Annotated in this window: 23 protein-coding genes and 2 tRNA genes; 15 read left to right on the top strand and 10 right to left on the bottom strand. The window is 71.1% G+C overall.

What is annotated here, in order from left to right; translation table 11 throughout:
* Positions 1 to 40 precede the first annotated feature (40 nt).
* The 7 genes from Q0Q23_RS12300 (at position 41) to Q0Q23_RS12270 (ending at position 4,898) form a co-directional block, all read left to right on the top strand.
* Entirely contained in the window at positions 41 to 1,042 is a 1,002-nt protein-coding gene (locus Q0Q23_RS12300) for a D-isomer specific 2-hydroxyacid dehydrogenase family protein (RefSeq protein WP_295123995.1), read from the top strand.
* A 78-nt stretch (positions 1,043 to 1,120) separates the two neighbouring features.
* Positions 1,121 to 1,196 (top strand) — tRNA-Asn (locus Q0Q23_RS12295).
* A gap of 104 nt (positions 1,197 to 1,300) precedes the next feature.
* A complete protein-coding gene (locus Q0Q23_RS12290; RefSeq protein WP_295123992.1) occupies positions 1,301 to 1,504 on the top strand; it encodes a hypothetical protein in 204 nt (67 codons plus the stop codon).
* Between the two features lie 149 nt (positions 1,505 to 1,653).
* Positions 1,654 to 2,844 (top strand): sensor histidine kinase, encoded by a 1,191-nt coding sequence (locus Q0Q23_RS12285; RefSeq protein WP_295123987.1) that lies wholly within the window; start codon positions 1,654 to 1,656, stop codon positions 2,842 to 2,844.
* Positions 2,841 to 3,503: a response regulator transcription factor gene (locus tag Q0Q23_RS12280; RefSeq protein WP_295123984.1), complete on the top strand. Its 663-nt coding sequence runs from the start codon at positions 2,841 to 2,843 to the stop codon at positions 3,501 to 3,503. Before Q0Q23_RS12285 ends, Q0Q23_RS12280 begins: the two co-directional genes overlap by 4 nt.
* Before the next feature lie 122 nt (positions 3,504 to 3,625).
* Positions 3,626 to 3,937, top strand: coding sequence for an SHOCT domain-containing protein (locus Q0Q23_RS12275; protein ID WP_295123981.1), 312 nt, complete (start codon positions 3,626 to 3,628; stop codon positions 3,935 to 3,937).
* An 85-nt stretch (positions 3,938 to 4,022) separates the two neighbouring features.
* A complete protein-coding gene (locus Q0Q23_RS12270) occupies positions 4,023 to 4,898 on the top strand; it encodes a sensor histidine kinase (RefSeq protein ID WP_295123978.1) in 876 nt (291 codons plus the stop codon).
* A 6-nt stretch (positions 4,899 to 4,904) separates the two neighbouring features.
* Here Q0Q23_RS12270 and def read toward each other — a convergent pair whose 3' ends face one another.
* Entirely contained in the window at positions 4,905 to 5,471 is a 567-nt protein-coding gene (def, locus tag Q0Q23_RS12265) for a peptide deformylase (RefSeq protein WP_295123975.1), read from the bottom strand.
* A 40-nt stretch (positions 5,472 to 5,511) separates the two neighbouring features.
* Here def and Q0Q23_RS12260 point away from each other — a divergent pair, with 40 nt between their 5' ends.
* From Q0Q23_RS12260 to Q0Q23_RS12245, 4 genes are all read left to right on the top strand, one after another.
* Positions 5,512 to 6,477 (top strand): DMT family transporter, encoded by a 966-nt coding sequence (locus Q0Q23_RS12260; protein ID WP_295123971.1) that lies wholly within the window; start codon positions 5,512 to 5,514, stop codon positions 6,475 to 6,477.
* An 89-nt stretch (positions 6,478 to 6,566) separates the two neighbouring features.
* Complete coding sequence (locus Q0Q23_RS12255) at positions 6,567 to 7,820, top strand: glycosyltransferase (RefSeq protein ID WP_295123967.1); 1,254 nt, start codon at positions 6,567 to 6,569, stop codon at positions 7,818 to 7,820.
* 16 nt (positions 7,821 to 7,836) lie between these two features.
* A tRNA-Ile gene (locus Q0Q23_RS12250) sits at positions 7,837 to 7,910 on the top strand.
* An 85-nt stretch (positions 7,911 to 7,995) separates the two neighbouring features.
* The gene (locus Q0Q23_RS12245) at positions 7,996 to 8,505 is read left to right on the top strand and encodes a hypothetical protein (RefSeq protein ID WP_295123964.1); all 510 of its coding nucleotides are present in this window, start codon (positions 7,996 to 7,998) and stop codon (positions 8,503 to 8,505) included.
* 41 nt (positions 8,506 to 8,546) lie between these two features.
* Here Q0Q23_RS12245 and Q0Q23_RS12240 read toward each other — a convergent pair whose 3' ends face one another.
* From Q0Q23_RS12240 to Q0Q23_RS12220, 5 genes are all read right to left on the bottom strand, one after another.
* A complete protein-coding gene (locus Q0Q23_RS12240) occupies positions 8,547 to 9,875 on the bottom strand; it encodes a M1 family metallopeptidase (protein WP_295123961.1) in 1,329 nt (442 codons plus the stop codon).
* Positions 9,872 to 13,849, bottom strand: coding sequence for a Pls/PosA family non-ribosomal peptide synthetase (locus Q0Q23_RS12235; protein ID WP_295123958.1), 3,978 nt, complete (start codon positions 13,847 to 13,849; stop codon positions 9,872 to 9,874). Before Q0Q23_RS12235 ends, Q0Q23_RS12240 begins: the two co-directional genes overlap by 4 nt.
* A 63-nt stretch (positions 13,850 to 13,912) precedes the next feature.
* On the bottom strand, positions 13,913 to 14,302 hold the full coding sequence (locus Q0Q23_RS12230; RefSeq protein WP_295123955.1) for a hypothetical protein: 390 nt from the start codon (positions 14,300 to 14,302) through the stop codon (positions 13,913 to 13,915).
* Between the two features lie 59 nt (positions 14,303 to 14,361).
* A complete protein-coding gene (locus tag Q0Q23_RS12225; protein WP_295123952.1) occupies positions 14,362 to 14,838 on the bottom strand; it encodes an NUDIX domain-containing protein in 477 nt (158 codons plus the stop codon).
* Positions 14,838 to 15,548, bottom strand: coding sequence for a potassium channel family protein (locus Q0Q23_RS12220; protein WP_295123949.1), 711 nt, complete (start codon positions 15,546 to 15,548; stop codon positions 14,838 to 14,840). Before Q0Q23_RS12220 ends, Q0Q23_RS12225 begins: the two co-directional genes overlap by 1 nt.
* 61 nt (positions 15,549 to 15,609) lie before the next feature.
* Here Q0Q23_RS12220 and Q0Q23_RS12215 point away from each other — a divergent pair, with 61 nt between their 5' ends.
* Complete coding sequence (locus Q0Q23_RS12215; RefSeq protein ID WP_295123946.1) at positions 15,610 to 16,068, top strand: NUDIX domain-containing protein; 459 nt, start codon at positions 15,610 to 15,612, stop codon at positions 16,066 to 16,068.
* A gap of 41 nt (positions 16,069 to 16,109) precedes the next feature.
* Here Q0Q23_RS12215 and Q0Q23_RS12210 read toward each other — a convergent pair whose 3' ends face one another.
* Positions 16,110 to 16,445, bottom strand: a complete 336-nt coding sequence (locus tag Q0Q23_RS12210; protein ID WP_295123943.1) for a hypothetical protein — start codon at positions 16,443 to 16,445, stop codon at positions 16,110 to 16,112.
* A gap of 102 nt (positions 16,446 to 16,547) precedes the next feature.
* Here Q0Q23_RS12210 and Q0Q23_RS12205 point away from each other — a divergent pair, with 102 nt between their 5' ends.
* Positions 16,548 to 18,212 (top strand): bifunctional 3'-5' exonuclease/DNA polymerase, encoded by a 1,665-nt coding sequence (locus Q0Q23_RS12205; protein WP_295123941.1) that lies wholly within the window; start codon positions 16,548 to 16,550, stop codon positions 18,210 to 18,212.
* 100 nt (positions 18,213 to 18,312) lie between these two features.
* Positions 18,313 to 19,155, top strand: coding sequence for a DUF1684 domain-containing protein (locus tag Q0Q23_RS12200; RefSeq protein WP_295123938.1), 843 nt, complete (start codon positions 18,313 to 18,315; stop codon positions 19,153 to 19,155).
* A 64-nt stretch (positions 19,156 to 19,219) separates the two neighbouring features.
* Here the strand turns inward: Q0Q23_RS12200 and Q0Q23_RS12195 are convergent, their stop codons facing one another.
* Positions 19,220 to 19,786, bottom strand: coding sequence for a PadR family transcriptional regulator (locus tag Q0Q23_RS12195; RefSeq protein ID WP_295123933.1), 567 nt, complete (start codon positions 19,784 to 19,786; stop codon positions 19,220 to 19,222).
* 167 nt (positions 19,787 to 19,953) lie between these two features.
* Between Q0Q23_RS12195 and Q0Q23_RS12190 the strand changes: the two genes are divergently transcribed.
* Positions 19,954 to 20,457, top strand: coding sequence for a DUF3145 domain-containing protein (locus tag Q0Q23_RS12190; RefSeq protein ID WP_295123930.1), 504 nt, complete (start codon positions 19,954 to 19,956; stop codon positions 20,455 to 20,457).
* Between the two features lie 108 nt (positions 20,458 to 20,565).
* Here Q0Q23_RS12190 and Q0Q23_RS12185 read toward each other — a convergent pair whose 3' ends face one another.
* Positions 20,566 to 21,801: a beta-ketoacyl synthase gene (locus Q0Q23_RS12185; protein WP_295123927.1), complete on the bottom strand. Its 1,236-nt coding sequence runs from the start codon at positions 21,799 to 21,801 to the stop codon at positions 20,566 to 20,568.
* A gap of 111 nt (positions 21,802 to 21,912) precedes the next feature.
* Positions 21,913 to 22,164: an acyl carrier protein gene (locus Q0Q23_RS12180; protein ID WP_021765217.1), complete on the bottom strand. Its 252-nt coding sequence runs from the start codon at positions 22,162 to 22,164 to the stop codon at positions 21,913 to 21,915.
* Positions 22,165 to 22,193: the final 29 nt, after the last annotated feature.

Raw genomic sequence — 22,193 nt, 5'->3', positions numbered from 1 at the left:
GACGACCGAAGGCATACCGAGCACACCCAGGAGGACCGTCATGGCCGAACCCGCACCGCAGCACCGCGCCGTACTCACTCCGGGCGGCGCACCCCTCGCACCGGAGGACCGGCCGGAGCCCGGTCCGATCGCCGTGCTCCCGACCGCCGAGCCGTCGTTCGTCGCCGCAGTGGAGGCCGCGGGCGGCACAGTCGAGCCGCTCTCCGACCGGACCAGGGGCGTGGTGTGGCTCTCGAACAAGGACGCCGCGTCGTTTCCGCCGATCCTGGAGGCGCATCCCGGCATCGGCTGGGTGCAGTTGCCGTTCGCCGGGGTGGACGCCTTCTCCGGCATCATCGCGTCCGAGGCGCGCCCGGGGCTGGTGTGGACGAGCGCCAAGGGAGCCTACGCTCAACCGGTCGCCGAGCACGCGCTCGTGTTGACGCTCGCCCTGATGCGGGTGATCCCGAAGCGCGTGCGCGCGAGGTCGTGGTCGACGGTCGAGGAGGGTCGTTCGCTCTACGGCCGGGAGGTCGTCATCGTCGGAGCCGGCGGGATCGCGCTCGAACTGATGGCGCTGCTGGCTCCGTTCGGCGTGCGGGTGACGATCGTCCGCCGGTCGTCCGACCCGGTCGAGGGGGCGCATCGCACGGTGACGACCGAACGGCTTCTCGATGTGCTCCCGGGCGCCGACGTCGTGGTGATCGCGGCGGCGCTCACCGGAGGCACGCGCCGCCTCTTCTCCGACGCCGAGTTCGCGGCGATGAAGTCGACGGCCTATCTGGTGAACATCGCCCGCGGAGGTCTGGTCGACACCGACGCCCTGTTGCGCGCGCTGCGCACCGGCGCCATCGCCGGCGCCGGCCTCGATGTCACGGACCCGGAGCCGCTTCCCGACGGGCATCCGCTCTGGACGGAGGAGGCGTGCCTGATCACCCCGCACCAGGCCGACACCTCGGCGATGGTCGCCCCGCTTCTCGCCGAGCGCATCGGCGCGAACGTGCGCGCTTTCCTCGGAACGGGCGACTTCGTCGGCCGGGTCGACCCCGAAGCGGGCTACTGACGGCGACGCGCGCGGGATGCCGGGTCGATTTCACTCGATGGTCGAAGTCTTGCTACAGTAGCTTCGCTGATCAAGCATTCCTCGATAGCTCAATTGGCAGAGCAGCCGGCTGTTAACCGGCAGGTTCTTGGTTCGAGTCCAAGTCGGGGAGCCACGAAGGCCCGGACGTGCAAGCGTCCGGGCCTCTTCGCATCCTCCCTCGCATATGCAGCTCGGGGAATACACCCCCATTGATCGGGAACTGAGTATCATTCGGCCATGAGCCACAGCGAGCGGGACCGCCACGAGCCCGAGGAGCCCGACGAGCCGGTCGAGGAGTACGAGAACAACGACGACGAACGGCGTGCGTCGCTGGAGCGGGAGGCGGGGCTGACGAGTTTCGGCGGCCCGGCGTTCGGATCGCTGTTCGCTCGTCCCGACGGCGACGACGGCGAGATCTTCGACGCGCAGCACAATCCGTGACCTCCGGCTGCCCGCGTGGGCGCTCGCCCGGTGGCGGACCTGTGCGAACCGGCGGCCGAGGCCGCGCCGACTGGGTACTCCCGGGGGAGTAGCCGACAGACTCCCGCGGAGGCACGGCGGAGGGGCGGTGCCCTGATTAGCATGAGGGAATGCCCTGGTCCGCACCGTCCGACGCCCGCACGCACGGGCCGGAGGGCGGCCGTCGTCGGCCGGCCGGGGCCATCTGGTTTCCCGTGGTGCTGTCGGTGCTGGTGCAGCTGCCCGGCGTGCTCATCGCCGCGCATTCCGCCGCGGAGGACCCGTGGACGCTGACCGCCGTCCTGGTCGCGGTGGCGTCCTCGTTCCTGCTGCTGGCCGGACGGGCTCATCCTGGCGTCGTCGTCGTGGCCGTCGCGGCGCTGTGCGTCCCGGCGATCGCGCTGACGACGGGGCCGCCCCTCGCTGCGATTCCACTCGCCTTCGCCGTCGTCGGAGCGGTCGTGCGATCGGCGCGCGTCTGGGCGTGGTGGACCGTCGCCGGAATCGCAGTCGTCGGACCGGTGAGCGCGCTGCTCCTGGTCGGCCGACCGGAGGCGGTCATCCGGCCCCTCATCATCGCGCTCGTACTCACGCTGCTCGTCGGCGTCGGCGAGGCCATCCGCGGCCGCCGAGAACGCTACCGCGACATCTCACGCCAGATCGCGGCTCGACGCGAGGCCGCCGCAGAGGCCGAGCGCCTCCGTATCGCACGCGAGCTGCACGACGTGCTCGCCCACTCGCTCTCGCAGATCAGCGTGCAGGCCGGCGTCGGTCTCCACCTGTTCGACAGCCGCCCGGAGAAGGCGCGGGAGAGCCTGGAGGCGATCAGAGCGGTGAGCAGCCAGGCGCTCGAGGAGGTGCGTGGCGTTCTCGGCTTCCTGCGCACGGAGGGCTACCCGGCGGCGCGCGCCCCCGAGCCCGACCTGGCCCGCATCCCGGTGCTCGTCGACACGTACCGCCGCGCGGGGCTCGACGTGCGCTACGACGACGGCATGACGTCGGTGCCGCCCGCCGCGACGCAGCTCGCGCTCTACCGCATCGTGCAGGAGTCCCTCACCAACATCGGCCGCCATGCGCAGGCCGCCACGGTGTCCATCGCGCTGCGCGAGACCGGTGAGGAGTATGTGCTCACGGTCGCCGACGACGGCCGCGGCATACCGGGCGCCGACAGCGCGGGCACGCCCGTCGACGGAGGCAAGGGGATGATCGGGATGCGCGAGCGCGCCGAGCTGCTCGGTGGAGCGTTCTCCACCCACGAGACCGCCGGTGGCGGCCTGACGGTGGAGGCCCGCATTCCACGCCAGAAGACGGACGCCGCATGATCCGCGTGCTGCTCGCGGACGACCAGCATCTGGTGCGCGCGGGCTTTCGGGCGCTGCTGGAGGCCGAGGACGACCTCGAGGTCGTGGGTGAGGCCGCCACCGGCCGGGAAGCAGTCGAGCTCGCCCGGCGCAGCCGTCCCGATGTGGTGCTGATGGACATCCGGATGCCCGACGGCGACGGCCTCTGGGCCACCGGCGAGCTCGCCTCCGACCCGGAGCTGACCGGAACACGCATCGTGATGGTGACCACGTTCGAACTCGACGAGTACGTGGCGCAGGCCATCGTCTCGGGTGCGAGCGGCTTCCTGGTCAAAGACACCGAGCCGGTCGAACTGCTGCGCGCCGTGCGCGTCGTCGCGGCCGGTGACGCGCTGCTGTCGCCCGGCGCCACGCGCCGGCTCATCGAGCGGGTCGCGAGCGGCCTGCGTCCTGCACCGGATCAGGAAGCCCTCCGCGAGCTCACCGAGCGGGAGCGCGAGGTGCTCGCACTCGTCGGGCACGGCCTGACGAACACCGAGATCGGGGAGCGGTTGTACCTCAGCCCGCTCACCGCCAAGACGCATGTCTCGCGGATCATGACCAAGCTCGGCGCCCGCGACCGCGTGCACCTCGTCGTGGTGGCCTACGAGACCGGGCTGGTGCAGCCCGGCCGGCAGTGATCGGGGTGCTCCCGGGGGAGTAGCGCAGTTGCCTCCCGCCGGGGGATTCGCCGCACGGGACGTCCGGCGAGGCTGAGAGTGGTTCCGCGAACGCCGCGGACAGCTCACCGATTGGATGCACCATGTTCAGTTCGCTCGCCGCTGCTGCGGCACCCTGCGTCGTCGCCGCCTGGGGAGGCGGCCCCTGGTTCGGCTGGTGGTGGTTCCTGATCCCGCTGTTCTGGATCGGGGTCTTCTTCCTGATCTTCGGCCTCGCCGGACGCCGCTGGCGCCGCGCCGCCGCCGCCCGCGAAGGCTACGGCTGGGCGCCGCACTCCGGCAGTCGAGCCGCCGAGCAGACGCTCGCCGAGCGCTACGCCAACGGCGACATCGACGAGAAGGAGTACCGCGCACGGCTGGAGGTGCTGCGCGCCAACCGCGGCGACCGGGCCTGATCGCCCGAGCGCCGGCGCGCGGCACGGTTCAGCGCGGCCCGGATATGATCGTCCGGGCCGCGCCCGTGGCCACGGAAGGACCCGCATGACCCCCGTCACGACCGCCCTCGCCGCCGTGCTCCTGGCGGCGGCCGCCGTGTTCGCCGTGCTCTGGCTCGTCGAGCGCTCCCGCCGCCGCCGTGCGCAGGAGGCGCGCGAGGAACGGGAGTGGGACCGGATCGATCGCGAGCTCGAGGTCGCCGAGCAGGCCGGTCGGTTCCGGATCATCGGGGAGCTGGGCGATGTCGCCGTCGCATCGGTCGCGCGCGTGGTGTCGCAGGCCGAGGGCATGCGGTACGCGGCCGGCAGCGACCCGGAGGCCGCGACGCGGTCCGCCGCTGCGCTCGAGACGACGGCACGCGATGCGCTGGCCGATCTGCGCCGACTGCAGAATGCGGCGGCGGAGGGCGTGCGAGACGCTGCACCCGTGCCCAGTCTCCACTCGGCCGGCGACCTGTTCCGGGTGATGCGGGAGGCGGGCCTGGAGGTGACGTTCACCGAGACCGGGGAGCGGTACGAGCTGCGCCAGGGCGCCGAGCTGGCGGTCTTCCGTATTCTGCAGACCAGTCTCGGCAACGCCCTCGATCACGGTGGCCGGGGCACGCGGGCGTCCGTTGCTTTCGCGTGGACCGCCGACGGCCTCCACGTCACCGTCGAAGACGACGGGATCCGCGCCGCCGCCCGCCGGGCCGGGCTCGACCGCGAGGGCGTGGACAAGGCGACGGTATACAGTGCGGAGGACGATCTGCGCGCCGTCACCGAGTTCGTCGAGGGTCCCGATCTGAACGCCTTGCGCGACCGCGTCGCATTGTACGGCGGCGTGCTCGACGCCCGGAGCGTACCCGGCGTCGGCTTCTCGCTCTCGGTGGTGTTCCCCGCCCTCCGTCATCACAACGGCGTGCACGGGGTGCCGCTGCGTTAGACGCGGCTAATCCTCGAGGTGGTCGCGGCCGGGAAGCCAGCTGAGCCCCGGAACGCCCCAGGAGTTCTTGCGCTGCGCCTTCTGCGCCTGCTTGCCGTACGGGTGGACAAGCCTGTCGACGTAGAGGACGCCGTCGAGGTGGTCGTACTCGTGCTGGAAGATGCGGGCGAGCCAGCCGTCGGCGCGCACGGTGAACGGCGTGCCCTCGAGGTCGACCGCCTCGAGGATCACCCGGGCGGCGCGCCGGAGCGGGAAGCGCTCACCCGGGAACGACAGGCAGCCCTCCGACTCGGAATCCTCGTCGGGGTCGCCGACCTCCAACGGGCTGAGCCAGAGCACGGGGTTGATCGCCACGCCGCGGTGCTCGACATCGTCGTCGTCCGTCCAGCCGTACACGAACAGGCGCAGCGGCACGCCGACCTGCGGGCCGGCGAGGCCCACGCCCGGCGCTTCGTCCATCGTCTCGAACATGTCGGCCACCAGCGTGCGGAGGTCGTCGTCGAACTCCGTCACCTCCGCGGCGCGCGTGTGGAGGACGGGGTCTCCGGTGATCCGGATCGGGAGGACGGCCATTCGGCAAGACTATCGGGATCATGTTCGGTAGGGTCGTGGCGTGGGTACGGAACTGATGGATGCGCTCGACCTGGCTTATCAGCCCAGTCAGCTCCTGGGCATCCCGGTCGCACTCGTCGGCGCCGTGTTCCTGTCGATCGGCGCCCAACTGCAGCACCACGGGGTCGCCAAAGTCGAGGCCCAGACGCAGGACGCGAAGGGCGGACTGAACCCCCGCCAGCTCGGACTGCTGCTCGCGCGGCCCTCCTGGGTCATCGGCACGCTGCTGCTCGGCCTCGCCATCGTCTTCCAGCTCGTGAGCCTGAAGCTGTCGCCGATCATCCTGGTGCAGCCGCTGGGCGTCGTGGGACTCGTGATCACGAGCGTGCTGAACGCGCGGGTGAGCGGCGTCAAGCTCAACCGTCAGTCGGTGATCGCCGTCTGCCTCTGCGTCGGCGGCGTCGGTGCGTTCGTGGTGATCGCGGCCATCTTCGCGCGCGACGAACCGGTGACGACGCGCGCGCTGGTCGTCATCCTGATCATCCTGGCCGTGGTCCTCATCATCTTCGGGCTGGCGTTCTGGTTCCTCCGCCACCGGTTCAAGGCGATCATCTACATCGTCGGCGCCGGGGTGCTGTACGGGTTCGTCGCGACCCTCGCCAAGGTCGTCATCGACCGCATCTCCAACCAGGAGTGGGACTGGCTGCTCGTGCTCTGCATCGTCGCGCTCCTGGCCGCGGCCGGCCTCGGCGCCTATTTCGTGCAGAACGCCTACTCGTCCGGACCGCCCGACCTCGTGATCGCCGGCCTGACGGTGATCGACCCTCTCGTGGCGGTGACGATCGGCATCGTCGTGCTCGACGAGGCCGCCGGTGCGCCGTGGTGGGCGATGGCGGGCTTCGCCGTCACCGGTGCCGTGGCGATCCTCGGCGTCTTCCAGCTCGCCAAACACCACCCGCAGTCGAACGTCGAATCGCCGATCTCGGAGCGGCTTGCCGACTCCGTCCCGGAATCCGGCCTAGACTGAGTCGATGACTCGCCGGTCCGACCCGTCCGGTGCACTCAGACCGTCTCCGGGACGAACCACCCGGCCAACGACCGTGAGGGACTCACCACGTGCCTGATACGAGCGGAACGCACAACATCCCGCCCGCCCCGGCCGACCACAGGCCGATGACCATCCTCATGGGCTGCGACACCTTCCCGCCCGACGTGAACGGCGCCGCGCGTTTCGCGGAGCGCCTCGCTGCGGGCCTCGTCGAGCGCGGGCACGACATGCACATCGTCGCTCCGGCCGCCAGCCGCCGGCACGGCACCTGGATCGAGGAGCACGAGGGCCAGAAGATGACGGCCCACCGCCTGCGCAGCTGGCGCTGGTATCCGCACGACTGGCTGCGTTTCGCGTTGCCGTGGATGAGCAAGGCGAACGCGCGACGCATTCTCGACGAGGTCAAGCCCGACGTGGTGCACTTCCAGTCGCACATCGTCATCGGCCGCGGGCTCGCCTACGAGGCGCAGAAGCGCGGCATCCGGATCATCGCGACGAACCACGTGATGCCCGAGAACATCATCGAGTTCACGCGGCTGCCGAAGTTCCTGCACCACGCGTTCGTGACGAGCGCGTGGCGCGATGCCCGCAAGAGCTTCGACCGGGCGGAGGCCATCACGACGCCGACGCGGAGGGCGGCCGAGTTCCTCGAGAAGGCGACGGGGCTGCGCGGCGTGCACGCCATCTCGTGCGGGATCGAGGCGCACAACTACACGCCGGACTTCTCGCCGCGCACGGGCAACCGCATCCTCTTCGTCGGCCGGGTCACCGGCGAGAAGCAGATCGATGTGCTGCTGAACGCCGTGAAGCTCCTTCCGGCGTCCTTGGACGCGCAGCTCGAGATCGTCGGAGGCGGCGATCAGTTCAAGAACCTGCAGGTGCTGGCCGAGACGCTCGGCATCGCCGACAGGGTGAACTTCCTCGGCTACGTCACCGACGAGGAGTTGCGGCAGGCGTACACGCGGGCGACCGTGTTCGCGATGCCGTCCATCGCCGAGTTGCAGTCGATCGCGACGATGGAGGCGATGGCCTCCGGTCTCCCCGTGGTGGCCGCGGACGCGATGGCGCTGCCTCACCTGGTGCACGACGGCGAGAACGGCCACCTCTTCCGCCCCGGAGATGCGAAGGACCTGGCGGACAAGCTCGAGAGCGTGCTGACCCTGCCGCAGGAGGAGCTCGACGTCCTCAAGAATGCGTCGCTGCGCATCGTGGCGACGCACGACATCCAGACCACGATCAGCACCTTCGAGAGCCTGTATCGTGGAGAGCCGGTGGCCGACCCCGTCACGGCGGCGGCCCCCGGCGTGCCCACCCCGGAGTGACCCGGGGCGAGCGCACGGGGCGGTAGCTCAGCTGGTTAGAGCATCGGACTCATAATCCGCCGGTCACGGGTTCAAGTCCCGTCCGCCCTACTGTTCGGATGCGACCCCCCTGCACCGACCGCTTGCGAGTTCAAGGCCCTGGTTTCGCGGGCGCAGCGGGGTACCGTGGCCCGGCATGAACGCAACCGGATGGATCGTGTTGATCGTCGTCGTCGTCGTGATCGTCGTGGCGATCGTCATCGTCGCCCTGACCGCCGGCCGGCGCCGCAAGGTGGAAGCCGATCGCCGCAGGGCCGCAGAGCTGCGCGAGGACGCCGCGCGCGCCGATCTCGCCGCGCGTGAGCGCGAGGCCAAGTCGGCACGGGCCGCCGCCGACGCCCAGCAGGCAGAGGTGGAGGCCGAGCGACTTCGCCGCGAGGCCGAGGAACGAGACCGTGCCGCCGCCGCCGCGCGCGACGAACAGCAGCAGAAGCTGAGTCGCGCCGACGAGGTGGACCCCGACGTCCGAACCGACCGGCACGGCAACCGTGTCGAGAACGACCGGGAGGTCGTGGACGACACCCGCACGGCCGACACCGCGCCGCCGCGCGCCGCGGCCGACGCCGGCGGTCCCGCGCACGCGGCGCCCCGCATCGACGGGATCACCGGCGAGGAACGGCGCCCGGAGGACCGCCCGACCCCGTGACAGGAGGGGCTGTGAGCGGGGCCCGGCATCCGGGCTCCCGCTCACGCACTCAACGGGGGCAGTCCCGTGTCCCGCAGCCACGCGTGGAAGAAGCTGTCCAGCGGCTCGTCCGAATAGCCCGCCGCGAACGCCTCGAAGTCCTCCGACGAAGCGGTTCCGTGGCGCCGCGTGGCCGACCAGCCGCGCAACAGGTCGAAGAAGCCGTCGTCGCCGAGCCGGCGGCGCAGGGCGTGCAGCAAGCAGGCGCCGCGTTTGTAGACGCGGTCGTCGAAGATCCTGTCCACCCCCGGGTCGCCGAGTTGCAGGTCCTTCTGCTTCAGGCGCAGAGCGGCGTGATGGGTGCGTGCGAGCGTGTTCGCGGAAGGGCCTCCGGCGTACTCCGACCAGATCCACTCGGCGTAGCACGCGAAACCCTCGTTGAGCCAGATGTCGCTCCAGGAGGCGACGCCGACGCTGTTCCCGAACCACTGATGCGCCAGCTCGTGCGCGATCAGTCGTTCGGAGCCGCCGCGTCCGTCGACGTGCGAGGAGCCGAAGGTCGCCATACCCTGCGATTCGAGGGGGATCTCGAGCGGGTCCTCGGTGACCACGACGGTGTAGGAGGGGAACGGGTACGGGCCGAACCGCTCCTGGAAGCACTCGATCATCCGGCCGACGGGTGCGAAGTCGGCGAGTACTCGGCGCGCCAGGGCCGGCGGGTAGGCGATCACCCACTCCACCCCGTCGGAGCGCCGGGGCTCCAGCACGTAGCGGCCGATCTGCACGGCAGCGAGATAGGAGGCCGTCGGCTCGGTGCGTTCGAAGGTCCAGGTGCCGCGACCCCCGCTCACGCTGTGGTCGACCAGTTCGCCGGTGGCGAGCACGGTGTACGCCTGCTCGGTCGTGACCGTCATGCGGTAGGCGGCCTTGTCGGACGGCCGGTCGTTGCAGGGGAACCACGTCGGCGCGCCGGATGGCTGCGACGCCACGATGACGCCGTCGGTCAGCTCCTCCCAGCCGAGTGCGCCCCAGCGCGTGCGACGCGGCACGGGGGAGCCGTCGTAGGCGATCTCGACCGTGAACTCCGTTCCGGCAGGTATCGGCTTCGCTGCTTTCACCCGGACATGCGTGGGCGACTGCGTGAAGCGGGCGCGCTTGTCGCTGTCCAGCCGTACCCGCTTGGCCCGCAGATGCACCAGGTCGAGCACGACAGCCGTCAGGGGCACGTTGGCGCGGGCCCGGATCACGGCCGTCGCATCCAGCCGGTTGGTCGCGACCCTGTAGTCGAGGTCGAGGTCGTACGACAGCACGGAGAAGTCGTCCGTGCCCGAGCGCGGGAGGTACGCGTGGGCCGCGGTCGCGGCGTCAGCGCCGCTGGGTGCCGAGGTCATCGCACCGCACGGTACTCGCGTACCACCACGTCTCGCCACGGGCCGATCGGATTGCCGCTCCACCGGCTGCGGTCGGGCACGGTCTCACCGCGCATGACGAGCGACGCAGGGCCCACCGTCGCGTCGGAGCCGATCGCTGCGGCCGGAAGGATGACGCTGTGCGGTCCCAGTGTTCCGCCGCGCTCGATGATCACCTCGTCCATGCTCATGATTCGATCATGGAACAGGTGCGTCTGGACGACGCAGCCCCGGTTCACGGTGGATGCGTCGCCCAGTTCGACCAGATCGGCCTCCGGGAGCCAGTAACTGTCGATCCAGACGCCGCTGCCGATGCGGGCGCCGAGGCTCCGCAGCCACCAGACCAGTGCGGGGGTCCCGGCGGCCGACCATGCGAACCAGGGGGCGGCCACCATCTCGGTGAAAGTGTCCGACACCTCGCTGCGCCAGATGAAGGACGACCAGAGCGGGTGCTCGCCGGGCTTCAGCCTCCCGAGGAGCACCCACTTCGCGGCCGTGCTCACCGCAGCGGCGACCGCGCCGGCGAGCAGGAGCACGGGGCCGCTGAGGATGATCGCCCAGCCGGCCCCGAGGCTTTGGGTCAGCGCCCCCAGTGCCCAGAGGACGGCGAGACCGATCGAGCACGTCACGAAGACCGGGACGATGCGCAGCAGCTCCCACGCGGTGCGAGCGACGCGCAGAGCGGCCGGCGGCTCGAAGGTGCGCGACAGGTCGGCGTCCTGTGCACGCCTGCGGAGCTTCACGGGGGGTGAGCCCAGCCAGGACGAACCCGCCTTCGCCTTGCGCGGCGCCACCGACAGCACCGCGACCAGCCCGTCGCGCGGAACCCGGTTGCCCCCGCCGGCCATGCCGGAGTTGCCGAGGAAGGCGCGGGCGCCGATCTCCGCCTCCGCCACGCGCACATAGCCGCCGCCGAGCTCGTACGACGCCACCAGGGTGTCGTCCGCGAGGAAGGCTCCGTCGCGGATCCTCGTCATCGCGGGGAGCAGGAGGACGGTGGATGCCTCCACGTCGTGCCCGACGCGGGCGCCGAGCATCCGGAGCCACAGCGGAGTGAACAGGCTCGAGTACAGCGGGAAGAGCACCGTGCGCGCCATGTCGAGGAGGCGTTCGGTCGACCACACCTGCCAGCCGACCCGGCTGCGCACCGGGTAGACACCCTCGCGAAGGCGGAGGCCGAGCAGCCGCACGAGGACGACGACGAGACCGGCGAGCACCACCCCGGCGGCGAGGGTCGCCGGGATCACGGCAGCGAGCGCGCCGGGAACAGCGCCGGCCAGCGTCGTGGCGCCCCGGGTGAAAGCGGCGACGACGAGACCGCCGACCGCGAACGCGACGACCGGGACCAGGGACACGACCAGGGAGGCCGCCGCGTACGCGGCGACCCAGCGGGTGTGCCGCGGCGGTCGTTCGGCCGGCCACCATTCCCGGGCCTTCCCGACGCGGACGGCGGGGGATCCCGCCCAGTTCTGCCCGGCCGGAACCCGGCCGAAGACAGCCGAGCCGGGGGCCACCGTGGCGCCCCGACCGATCTTGGCGCCCGGCATGAGGGAGCTTCGCGCGCCGACCGAGCTTCCCGCGCCGATCCGGATCTCGCCGATGCGCACGAGGTCGCCGTCGATCCAGTACCCGGCCAGGTCGACCTCCGGCTCGACGGAGGCGCCGGCGCCGATCCTCAGCATGCCGGTCACCGGAGGCAGCGCGTGCAAGTCGACACCGCGGTCGACCGTTGCGCCGAGCAGACGGGCGTAATAGCTGATCCACGGAGCGCCGGCGAGGCTGGCGGCCCCGATCTGGTGGGCGACCTGCTCGGCGAGCCACAAGCGCAGGTGGACCCCTCCGCCGCGGGGATAGTCGCCGGCCTTCACGCCCAGCAACAGGAGGCGCGCCGCGACGACTGCGATCGCCATGCGTCCCCACGGTGTGACGAAGATCAGCAGCCCGACCACGAGCCAGACCGGATTCACCTCGGGCAGGAAGCCGAACCCGCCGAACGGCCGGAGCACGGCGGACGCCGTCAGCAGGTAGAGCAGCCAGCGGATCCCGTTGAGGATGAAGAGCGGCACCCCGAGGATGGTCTGCAGCACCTGCATGCGCCGGGGCGTCCGTGGGACGACGTGGGTGGAGGCGGCGGAGGCCGAGGGCGAGCTCTCGGCGAGGGCCGCGGCGAGGGATCCGAACCGGGGATGCGCGTAGACGTCGGCGACCGTGATGTCCGGATGGCGTCTGCGCAGCAGCGAGACGAGCTGGGCGGCGGCGAGCGACCCGCCGCCGAGGTCGAAGAAGTTGTCGTCGAGGGCGCCGACGGGCAGCCCGAGAACGCTTCGCCAGTCGGCGGCGAGCGCCTCTGAGACCGGATCGAGCTCGGGTGCGTCTTCGTCGTCCGTGTCCTCCAGCGGCCAGGGGAGCGCTGCCCGGTCGACCTTGCCGGATGTCCGGACCGGGAGATCGTCGACGACCGCTAGCAGGGGCACGAGTGCGGCGGGCAGTTCCGCGCGAAGCTCGGCCAGGGCGGCCCGCCGGTCGAACAGCGAGCGGTCGGGGACGGCGAGGTAGCCCACGAGTACATCGTTGCCCGCGGAGCTGCGCCGTACGGCCGCGGCGGCGCCGGAGACCCCGGGCAGCTGCTGGAGCGCGGCCTCCACCTCGCCGAGCTCGATGCGGCGGCCGCCGACCTTGACCTGGTCGTCCGCGCGGCCCAGGTAGAACAGGCCGGCCGGATCGAATCGGACCAGATCGCCGCTCCGGTAGGCGCGCTGCCAGCCGAGCGAGGGCAGCGGTGCGTACTTCTCGGCGTCCTTGGCCGGGTCGAGGTAACGCGCCAGCCCGACGCCGCCGATGATCAGCTCACCGCTCTCCCCGTCCGCGACCGGCGCGCCGTCGGCCCCGACGACGGCGAGATCCCAGCCGTCCAGCGGGAGGCCGATGCGCACCGGCTCGCCGGCCGTCAGCAGGCTCGCGCACGCCACCACCGTCGCCTCGGTTGGCCCATAGGTGTTCCAGACCTCCCGGCCTTCGACGGCGAGCCGGTTGACCAGTTCGGGCGGGCACGCTTCGCCGCCGAAGATCAGCAGCCGGACCGTGTCGAGGGCATCCGTCGGCCACAGCGCGGCGAGGGTCGGCACGGTCGACACCACGGTGATGCGGCGGGCCGCGAGCCACGGCCCCAGGTCCATCCCGGTGCGCACGAGCGAACGCGGCGCGGGCACCAGACACGCGCCGTGACCCCACGCCAGCCACATCTCCTCGCAGGAGGCGTCGAATGCGACGGAGAGCCCGGCCAGGACACGGTCGCCCGGGCCGATCGGCTCGTCGCGCAGGAACAGCCGGGCTTCGGCATCCACGAACGCGGCCGCCGACCGGTGCCGTACGGCGACGCCCTTGGGGGTCCCCGTCGACCCGGAGGTGAAGATGATCCAGGCGTCGTCCTCCGGTGACGGAGGTTCGATCAACGGGAGGCCCGAGGTGCTCGGGTGGGGCTCGCCGGCCTGCACGGCGTGGGGAGCGTCGCCGCGGGCGGCCGTCGCCACGGCCTCGACGGCCACCGCACCGGCGGACGCGGTCGGCAGGTATCCATCGTCGGTGATCACACCGCTGACGTCCGCCTCGCCGAAGACGAGGTCGGCGCGCTCCTGCGGATCGTCGGCGTCGACGGGAACGTAGGCGGCGCCGGCGGCGAGCACGCCCAGGATCGCGAGATAGAGTTCGCGACTTCCCGAGGTCATCCGCACGCCGACCCGGTCGCCGCGGCGCACTCCCGCCTCGTGCAGTCGGGCTGCGGTGGCGACGACACGGGCCAGGAGCTCCCTATAGCTGAGCGCGCCGGCCGCGTCCTCGATCGCCGACGCCTGCGGGTTGCGGGCCGCCTGCTCCCGGAGGATGTCGATCAGGGTCCGCGGCGCCGGGGCCGCAGCCAGAGCGGAGAGGACCGCCGGCCGGGCGGTGGTGTCTGTCACGGCCGCAACCGTAGAATCGGCCGGTTACCGGCCGGTGAACAGGAGGTCGACTGCCGGCACGGCCTACCCCTCGCCGAGGGCGTGCAAGAGCTGCGCCTTGTTCATCCGCGAATAGCCCTGGATGCCCTGCGCCTTGGCCCGGTCGCGCAGGTCACGGAAGGTCGGGATCCCGGTGCCGGCCGCGGGTGCGGCAGCAGCGGTGCTCGCGTGCTCGCGCGCGGCCTGCGCCTTCTGCTTGGCGTCCTTCGCCGCCTGGTCGGCGGTCTTGCGGGCTCGCTGCGCGGCCTTCTTGGCATCCCTCGCGGCCTGCGCGAGCGCCGCCTCCAGCTCGTCGGCCTCCTTGCGGGTCTTCTTGTCGAGCTTCTTGACCAGGCGCTGGGCCTCGTCGACAGCGGCCCGCGCGGTGATCAACGCCTTCTCGGCCTCTTTCTCTGTCTTTTTCTTGGTGGCCACCTGCTCCTCCTTCGTCCCGGCGTGCAGCCAACCATACGTCCGAGGGGGTGCTGTGCGCGCTACCGATCTTCGGCCTGATCGAGCCGGCGCAGCAGTGCGTCCAGAATGGGCCGCTGGCCTTTCGCGAGCTTCGTGAGCGCCTCTTCGACGGGGAACCACCCGGCGGCGTCGACTTCGGGGAACGAGCGCACGATGCCGGATCGCGGCGGCCACTCGAGCTCGAAGGCGTTGCTGGCGATTTCGATCGGGCCGAAGTCGGTCTCTGCGGTGAACACGACGAACGTCTTCGACGACGCGCGGAACTCGCCCAGGGCGACGTAGTCCGCCTCGGGGGGCGGGGTTCCCATCTCCTCGGCGAACTCGCGACGCGCCGCCGCCAGCTCGTCGGTGTCGCCGACCTCGACGAGCCCTTTCGGCAGCGTCCACGCGCCCTCGTCCTTGCGCGCCCAGAACGGCCCGCCCATGTGCGCGATCCACACCTCCCGCCCGTTGCCGACATCGCGGTGCAGGAGGACGGCGGCGCTGCGCTGCGGCATCAGGCGGACTTCTTCTCGAGGAGGGTCTTGAGCTCGGCGACCTGTGCCGACAGCTCCTTGATCTGACCGCGCGTCGCCGACCGGGTGTCGATCTCGGTCTGGGCGACGCGGTCGACGATCCAGGAGGCGAGCGTCGCCGTCACGATGCCGAGGGTGGCGATCCCGCCGATCATCAGGCCGACGGCCACGAGCCTGCCGACCTGGGTGACCGGCGTGTAGTCGCCGTAACCGACGGTCGAGATCGTCTCGAACGCCCACCACACCGCCTGCGGGAAGGTCTCGATGTGCGCGTGCGGCGCTCCACGCTCGGCGTCGAGTGCCGCCAGTGCGGCGGTGAACACCAGCAGTGTGCCCGCGCCGGCCACGTAGACCATCACGCGGCCACGGAACGCGGTGCCGGCGCTGCGCTGCAGGATCGCCAGGATGGTGACCAGCCGCAGCAGGCGCAGCGGCCGCAGCATCGGGAGCACGACGATCGCCAGGTCGAACAGGTGCGTGTAGAACCAGCGCCACCGGTGCGGGGCCAGGGCGAGGCAGACGATGTAGTCGAGGAGGAACACGCACCAGGTCACCCAGATGACGGTTTCGGCTGCGACGAGCGGCGTCCCGTGGAGATCGCCGATCACCTCCCAGGCATAGGCGAGGAGGAACACCGTGGCAGCGGCGGTGAGCGGCCACTCGGTGAGGTGGCGCCATCGTTCGAGTGTCATTCCCACACACTAGGGCTGCTCTGCGGCGGCAGCATCCCCGCCGGACGGCTAACGTGGAGACGTGAACTCCGGCGACGCATGGGTGGAAGGTCCGAACGGCGAACGGTTCTGGGGCCGGTTCGGCGCCGCCGGACTGCTCGTCCACGATCTGCGGCGCGGGGTGCTGCTGCAGCACCGTGCCGATTGGAGTCACTTCGGGGGGACCTGGGGACTGCCGGGTGGAGCACGGCACGAGGGCGAGACCGCCGTGGAGGGGGCGCTGCGCGAGGCGGCGGAGGAGGCCGCCGTGCCGGCGGACGCTGTCGAGGTGCTGTTCACGAGTGTGCTCGACCTCGGGTACTGGTCGTACACGACGGTCGTCGCCCAGGCCGTGCGGGCGTTCGAGCCGCACATGGCCGATGTCGAGAGCATCGAGCTGCGCTGGGTGTCGGTGCCGGCGGTCGCGGAGCTGCCCCTGCATCCGGGATTCGGCGCGGCGTGGCCGGAGCTGCGCTCGCGGCTGACGGCGCTGGCCGGCTGACGGCGCTCGCGGGCCGACGGCCCTCGTTCGAATCGTGTCCGTCAGGAGGCGATGCGCGGCCAGAGCAGTGCCGGCGCGACGTCCTGTGACCCGTCGGGCAGGCTGACGTAGGCGCCGGCGCCCGGGTACGGGGCGCTTCCCGGGTAGCCCGGCGCACCGGGATAGCCGGGCTCGCCGCGATAGGGATGGCTCTCGTCCGTGAAGAGCCGGTCGCCGTGGACGGTACCGAGGTATGAGCCGCCCGGCGTGACGACGACGTCGTCGTCCCACGGGAACCAGCCGATCCAGTCGCCTTCCGGGTTGAACAGGAAGCGCGCACGGGGGTCGGGCCGGAAGGCGATCCAGACGCCTTGGGAGTCGTGCAGGTATTCGGTCATCGCGAATCGCCTTTCGGGTCGGCATCGTCACGAATTGAGTGTTGCTCACTATAACGGATCGGGTTGCGACGGTGTGTCGTCGGTCGCGGGCAGAATTGTCGGGTGCACATCCTCCTCGAGCGCGTCGCCCCGGGTCGCGTCGCCGTCATCCGCGGCGACGACGACCGCTCGGAGGTGGCCGACGCCGAGCTCGCGGACCTCGTGCGTGCCGCAGAGGCGGAGCGGCGGCCGCGCTGGGTCTGGAGCGACACCCGCACCTGGTACCCGCCGCTGCTGCGGTCGGGCGTACGCGTCGAGAGGTGCGTCGACCTCCGGCTCAGTCACGCGATCCTGCGGTCGTCGACACTGACGGCCGGCTCGGCCCTGGCGTCCGCCGTTCCGGGACCGTGGGATGGGGCGGCTCAGCCGGACGCGCTCCCGGAAGAGGGCTCGGCGGCCCTGTTCGATCTCGACGGCCCCGAACCCGAAGCCCCGCCGTCCGCCGCCGCGGAGTTCGCTGCACAGCAGGAGGCGGTGGCCGCGAGCGCCGAGCCGGGCCGGCTCCGGCTGCTGCTGGCGGCCGAGTCCGCCGGCGCGCTGATCGCCGCCGAGATGCAGCACGCCGGCTTGCCGTACAGCGTCGAACGGCATGACCAGTTGCTCACCGCGCTGCTCGGCCCGCGGCCGCGGTTCGGTCGCCCTGCGGTCATGGAGGAACTGGCGGCGGAGCTGCGGGAGGCGCTGGAGACGCCCGGCCTGAATCCCGACAGCCCGCCGGAGGTGCTCAAAGCCCTGCAACGCGCCGGCCTCATGGCGACCTCGACCCGGTCGTGGGAGCTTCGCGAGCTCGACCACCCGGCGATCGCACCGCTCCTGCGGTACAAGAAGCTCTCCCGCCTGCACTCGGCGAACGGTTGGACCTGGCTCGACACCTGGGTGGCCGACGGCAGGTTCCGGCCCGACTACATCCCGGGTGGGGTCGTGACGGGCCGCTGGGCCACGCGCGGCGGCGGCGCGCTCCAGCTGCCCAAGGAGGTGCGTGCAGCCGTGGTCGCCGACCCGGGCTGGAAACTGGTGGTCGCCGATGCCGCGCAACTGGAGCCGCGCATCCTGACCGGGCTCTCGGCCGACACGGCGATGGCGGCGGCCGGCCGCGGCACCGATCTCTACGCGGGCATCGTCGCGACCGGGGCCGTTGCGGAGCGCGCTCAAGCCAAAGTGGCGATGCTCGGCGCCATGTACGGCGCGACGACCGGCGACAGCGGGCGCCTCATGCCGCGACTCGCGCGCGCGTTCCCGCGTGCCGTCCGCCTGGTGGAGGATGCCGCGCGCACCGGTGAGAGCGGCGGCGTCGTGACCTCTCGGCTGGGCCGCAGCTCACCGCCGCCGGGTCCCGGCTGGCGCAGCATCCAGGAGGCCGCCTCAGGATCCGACTCGACGCAGGCCGAGGAGCGGCGGGCTCGCAGTCGGGCACGCGACTGGGGTCGCTTCACGCGCAACTTCGTGGTGCAGGCGAGCGCTGCCGAGTGGGCGCTGTGCTGGATGGCGGAGCTGCGGAACCGGCTCACGAGACTCGGTCCGGGCGGCGCACCCTTCACGGCAGCGCCGCACCTCGTCTACTTCTTGCACGACGAGGTGATCGTGCACACGCCCGCCGAGCTGGCGGACGACGTCGCCGAGGCGGTCACGGTCTCCGCAGCCGCCGCGGGGCGCCTGCTCTTCGGCGCCTTCCCGGTGGACTTCCCGGTGACGGCCGCGGTCGTGGACAGCTACGGGGATGCGAAGTGAACCATCGTCGCGCGACACTGTCGGCTGGCTCGCACCACTGCCGGGAATGGGGGAGTGTCGCGCTTGGTTGTGGCTACCGATCTGACAGAGGATGGAGACCATGACCGACACCGCAGCCCCCGCCGATCCCGACGCGGTCCTCGCCCGCTACCACGCCCGTCGCGAGCAGGCCGTCACCGCGCCGCAGGGCAACCTCGCGCTGGTCAACACGCAGTGGATCACGGGCGACCCGGCTTCGGAGCAACCCGTGTGGGGTGTGCCCGGCCTGTGGTCTCCGTTGCCCGCCGGGGAGTCGGGGCTGAAGGTCACCGCCGTCGCCACCGACAACATCTTCGTCGACGACGTGCTGGTCGACGGCTCCGCGATCGTACGGGGCAAGGACGACCCGAATCCGTCCGCGGTCCGCTTCAGTGAGACGGTCTCGGGATTCGTCATCGCGAGCGAACAGGGGGATTATGCGCTGCGGGTGTGGGATGCCCAGTCCGACGACATCCAGCGCTTCGGCTCGATCGACGCGTTCCCGTTCAACCCCGAGTGGATCATCACGGCGACGTTCACGCCGATCGAAGGGGGCAGGACAGTCGGCTTCGAGCACCTCAAAGACGACGGCGCCACGCGCGACATGGTGATCCCCGGTGAGATCACCTTCACCAAGGACGGCGTCGACTACAACCTCGCCGCGTTCAAGGCGGGCCGGGCGCTTCAGCTCGTCTTCGCAGACAGCACGAACGGCGAGAGCACCTACTCGGTCGGCCGCTTCCTCTTCGTGGTCCCCAACGACGACGGCACCGTCACGCTCGACTTCAACCTCGCCGTGCTTCCGCCCTGCGCGTTCAGCTACAACTTCAACTGCCCGCTGCCGCCTGCACAGAACCGTTTCGCGGTGCCGATCGCGGCGGGGGAGAAGAACGTGCTCGCCAAGGACGGCAGCCTCCTCCACTGACCGAAGGGCACCCAAAGGCCCCTAAAACTGCGTTTTAGGGGCCTTTACGCGCCCCTCGGGCGCCTCAGTCGACGGCGGCGGCGGGCTTCCGCCCCCGGCGCGGGCGCTCGGGGCAGCGCGGTTGCACCAGGGCTGCGGGGTGCGCCGCGAGCGCCGCCGACACCTCGTCGAGCCATTCGATCGCAGCGCGGGCGCCCAGCTCGGCCGCACGGTTCGCCGCCAGCACGGCACGCGAATCGGCGTCATGGGTGAGCTCGCGGATCCGCTCCTCGAACGCGGCGCGGTAATCCGCAACGACCGCACGGGCGTCGGCCCCGTCGATCGACGCGGCGATCAGCACCTGATCCTGCATCTCGTCCCAGTCGGGCCGGGCGTCGGCCGGGCCCGCGGTCAGCCACGTCGTCGCCTCCTGCGAGCCGGTCGCGGTGAGGCGGTACAGCGGGAGGCCGTCCTCGGTCTCGCCGGCCGACTCGATGAGCCCCTGCTCACTCATCCGGTCCAGCGTGGAATACACCTGCCCGGCGTTGAGCTGGCGTCGGTTCGCTGCCCGAAGCAGGAACTCGTTCTGCAGTTGCGAGCCGTATGCGGGACCCTGGGTCAGCACCGCCAGGAAACCATACTGAACCGACATACTCGGTATGGTATTGCGCCCGACCCCGGGCGGCACGCACGAATCGCCGAATCACAATCTTGTAACTCGGCCGCGTTGTCCGGCATAATCGCGGTAGCCAACTTCATAGCTGTCATGGATCACGTTCGCGGTCGTAGGGGAAGACGTACCGATGAACGGAGGAAACCATGACGGGTCACGCAGCCCGAGGAGTGCTCTACGTGCACTCCTCTCCCAGCGCGCTCTGCCCTCACATCGAGTGGGCGGCAGGACGCGCTCTCGGTCGCGCCGTCAACTTCACGTGGGAGACGCAACCCGTGCTGAAGGGTGCGCAGCGCACCGAGTTCTTCTGGGACGGGCCGCAGGGCACAGGGGCGCGTCTCGCCACCGCACTGCGCGGCTGGGAGCATCTGCGTTTCGAGGTCACTGAGGACGCCGGGCTCGGCACCGACGGCGGCCGCTGGATGCACACCCCTGACCTCGGGATCTTCTTCGTGCAGACCGACACCGCGGGCAACACCGTCGTGCCGGAGGACCGCATCCGGTACGCGATGGAGGTCGCCGGGCCAAACCCGCTCGAACTGCAGCGCGAACTGCGGCTGGCGCTGGGCCAGGCCTGGGACGACGAGCTGGAGCCGTTCCGGCACGCGCACGACGACACGTCCGTCATCTGGCTGCACAAAGTGGGCTGACGCAGGCGATCGACTCCCGCGGCGGGCCCGGCTCAGCCGCCCGCACGCGGTGAACGAAGGAGGCCCCGGTCGGTTCGACCGGGGCCTCCTTCTCGCCGGCGAGGCGGCTCAGACGGAGCGGATCGCTACGACGGCGTTGTGGCCGCCGAAGCCGAACGAGTTGCTGATCGCGAGCTGCGGACCGTCGCCGAGCGGCTGCGGTTCGCCCGAGACCTTGAGCGGGATGGCCGGGTCCATCTCGCTGATGTTGATCGTCGGGGGTGCGACGCGGTCGCGCAGCGCGAAGATCGTGAAGACGGCCTCCAGCGCGCCCGTGCCGCCGAGCAGGTGGCCCGTCGACGCTTTGGTGGCCGAGACCGGGATGTCGTGCACGCGGTCACCGAAGACCTCGCGAAGGGCCACGTACTCCGACGGGTCGCCGACCGGCGTGCTCGTCGCGTGCGCGTTGATGTGCGTCACCTCGTCGGGGGAGGCGCCGGCCTGCTCGAGGGCGAGCCGCACGGCGCGGCTGGCGCCACGACCCTCGGGGTCGTTGGCGGTGATGTGGTACGAGTCGGCCGTGACGCCGCCGCCGACGATCTCGGCATAGATGCGGGCGCCGCGGGCGAGGGCGTGCTCTTCCGTCTCCAGCACCAGGCTGGCGGCGCCTTCGCCCATCACGAAGCCGTCGCGATCGACGCTGTACGGGCGCGATGCGGTGGCCGGGTCGTCGTTGCGACGCGACAGCGCCTGCATCGATGCGAAGGAGGCGATGGTGATCGGGTGGATCGCCGACTCGGTTCCGCCCGCGATCACGACGTCGGCGAGACCGGCCTGGAGGTGCTCGTACGCGTTCACGAGCGACTCGGTGCTCGACGCGCACGCGGACGCGACGGTGCGCGCGAAGGCACGGGCTTCGAAGTGCATGGAGACCGCGGCGGACGCCGCGTTGGGCATCAGCATCGGAACGGTCATGGGCAGGACGCGACGCGGGCCGCGCTCGCGCAGCGTGTCCCAGGCGTCCAGCAGCGTCCAGACGCCGCCGATGCCGGTCGCGTAGTCGACGCCGAGACGCTCGGGAGCGACCTCCGGGGCTCCGGCGTCGGACCAGGCCTCCATCGCGGAGACGAGAGCGAACTGGCTGGACGGGTCGAGACGCTTGGCGACCGGCCGCTCCAGGACGGTGTCGGGGCGCACGAGCGCCTCCGCGGCGAACGTGACGGGCAGCTCGAGCTCGGCCACCCAGTCATGGGTGAGGCTGCGGGCGCCCGACTTCCCGGCCAGCAGGCCGGCCCAGCTCTCCGGGGCGGTGCCACCGAGCGGGGAGGACGCGCCCACGCCGGTGACGACGATCTTCTTGGTCATAACGGCAACTCCGGGTAGTAGGAACAACGGCTCAGCACGCACGGCGCTGCCGCCCGCGCGGGCGGAACCCGGGGGAACCGCCCGCGCGTAGGAAGTTTCTTCGTGCGGTGCTTAGGCGTCCTGCGCCTTGACGATGAACTCGACGGCGTCGCCGACGGTCTTGAGGTTCTTGACCTCTTCGTCCGGGATCTTGACGTCGAACTTGTCCTCGGCGTTGACCACGATGGTCATCATCGAGATCGAGTCGATGTCGAGGTCGTCGGTGAACGACTTGTCCAGCTCAACCGTGTCGGTCGCGATGCCGGTCTCGTCGTTGATGAGCTCGGCCAGGCCGGCAAGAACTTCTTCGGTGGACAATGCCATGGTGTTTTCTCCTTGAGGGGGTGTCGTTT

It is taken from the genome of uncultured Leifsonia sp. (assembly GCF_945957465.1).
Lineage (GTDB): Bacteria > Actinomycetota > Actinomycetes > Actinomycetales > Microbacteriaceae > Leifsonia.
This window is presented reverse-complemented; position numbering and strand designations above follow the sequence as displayed.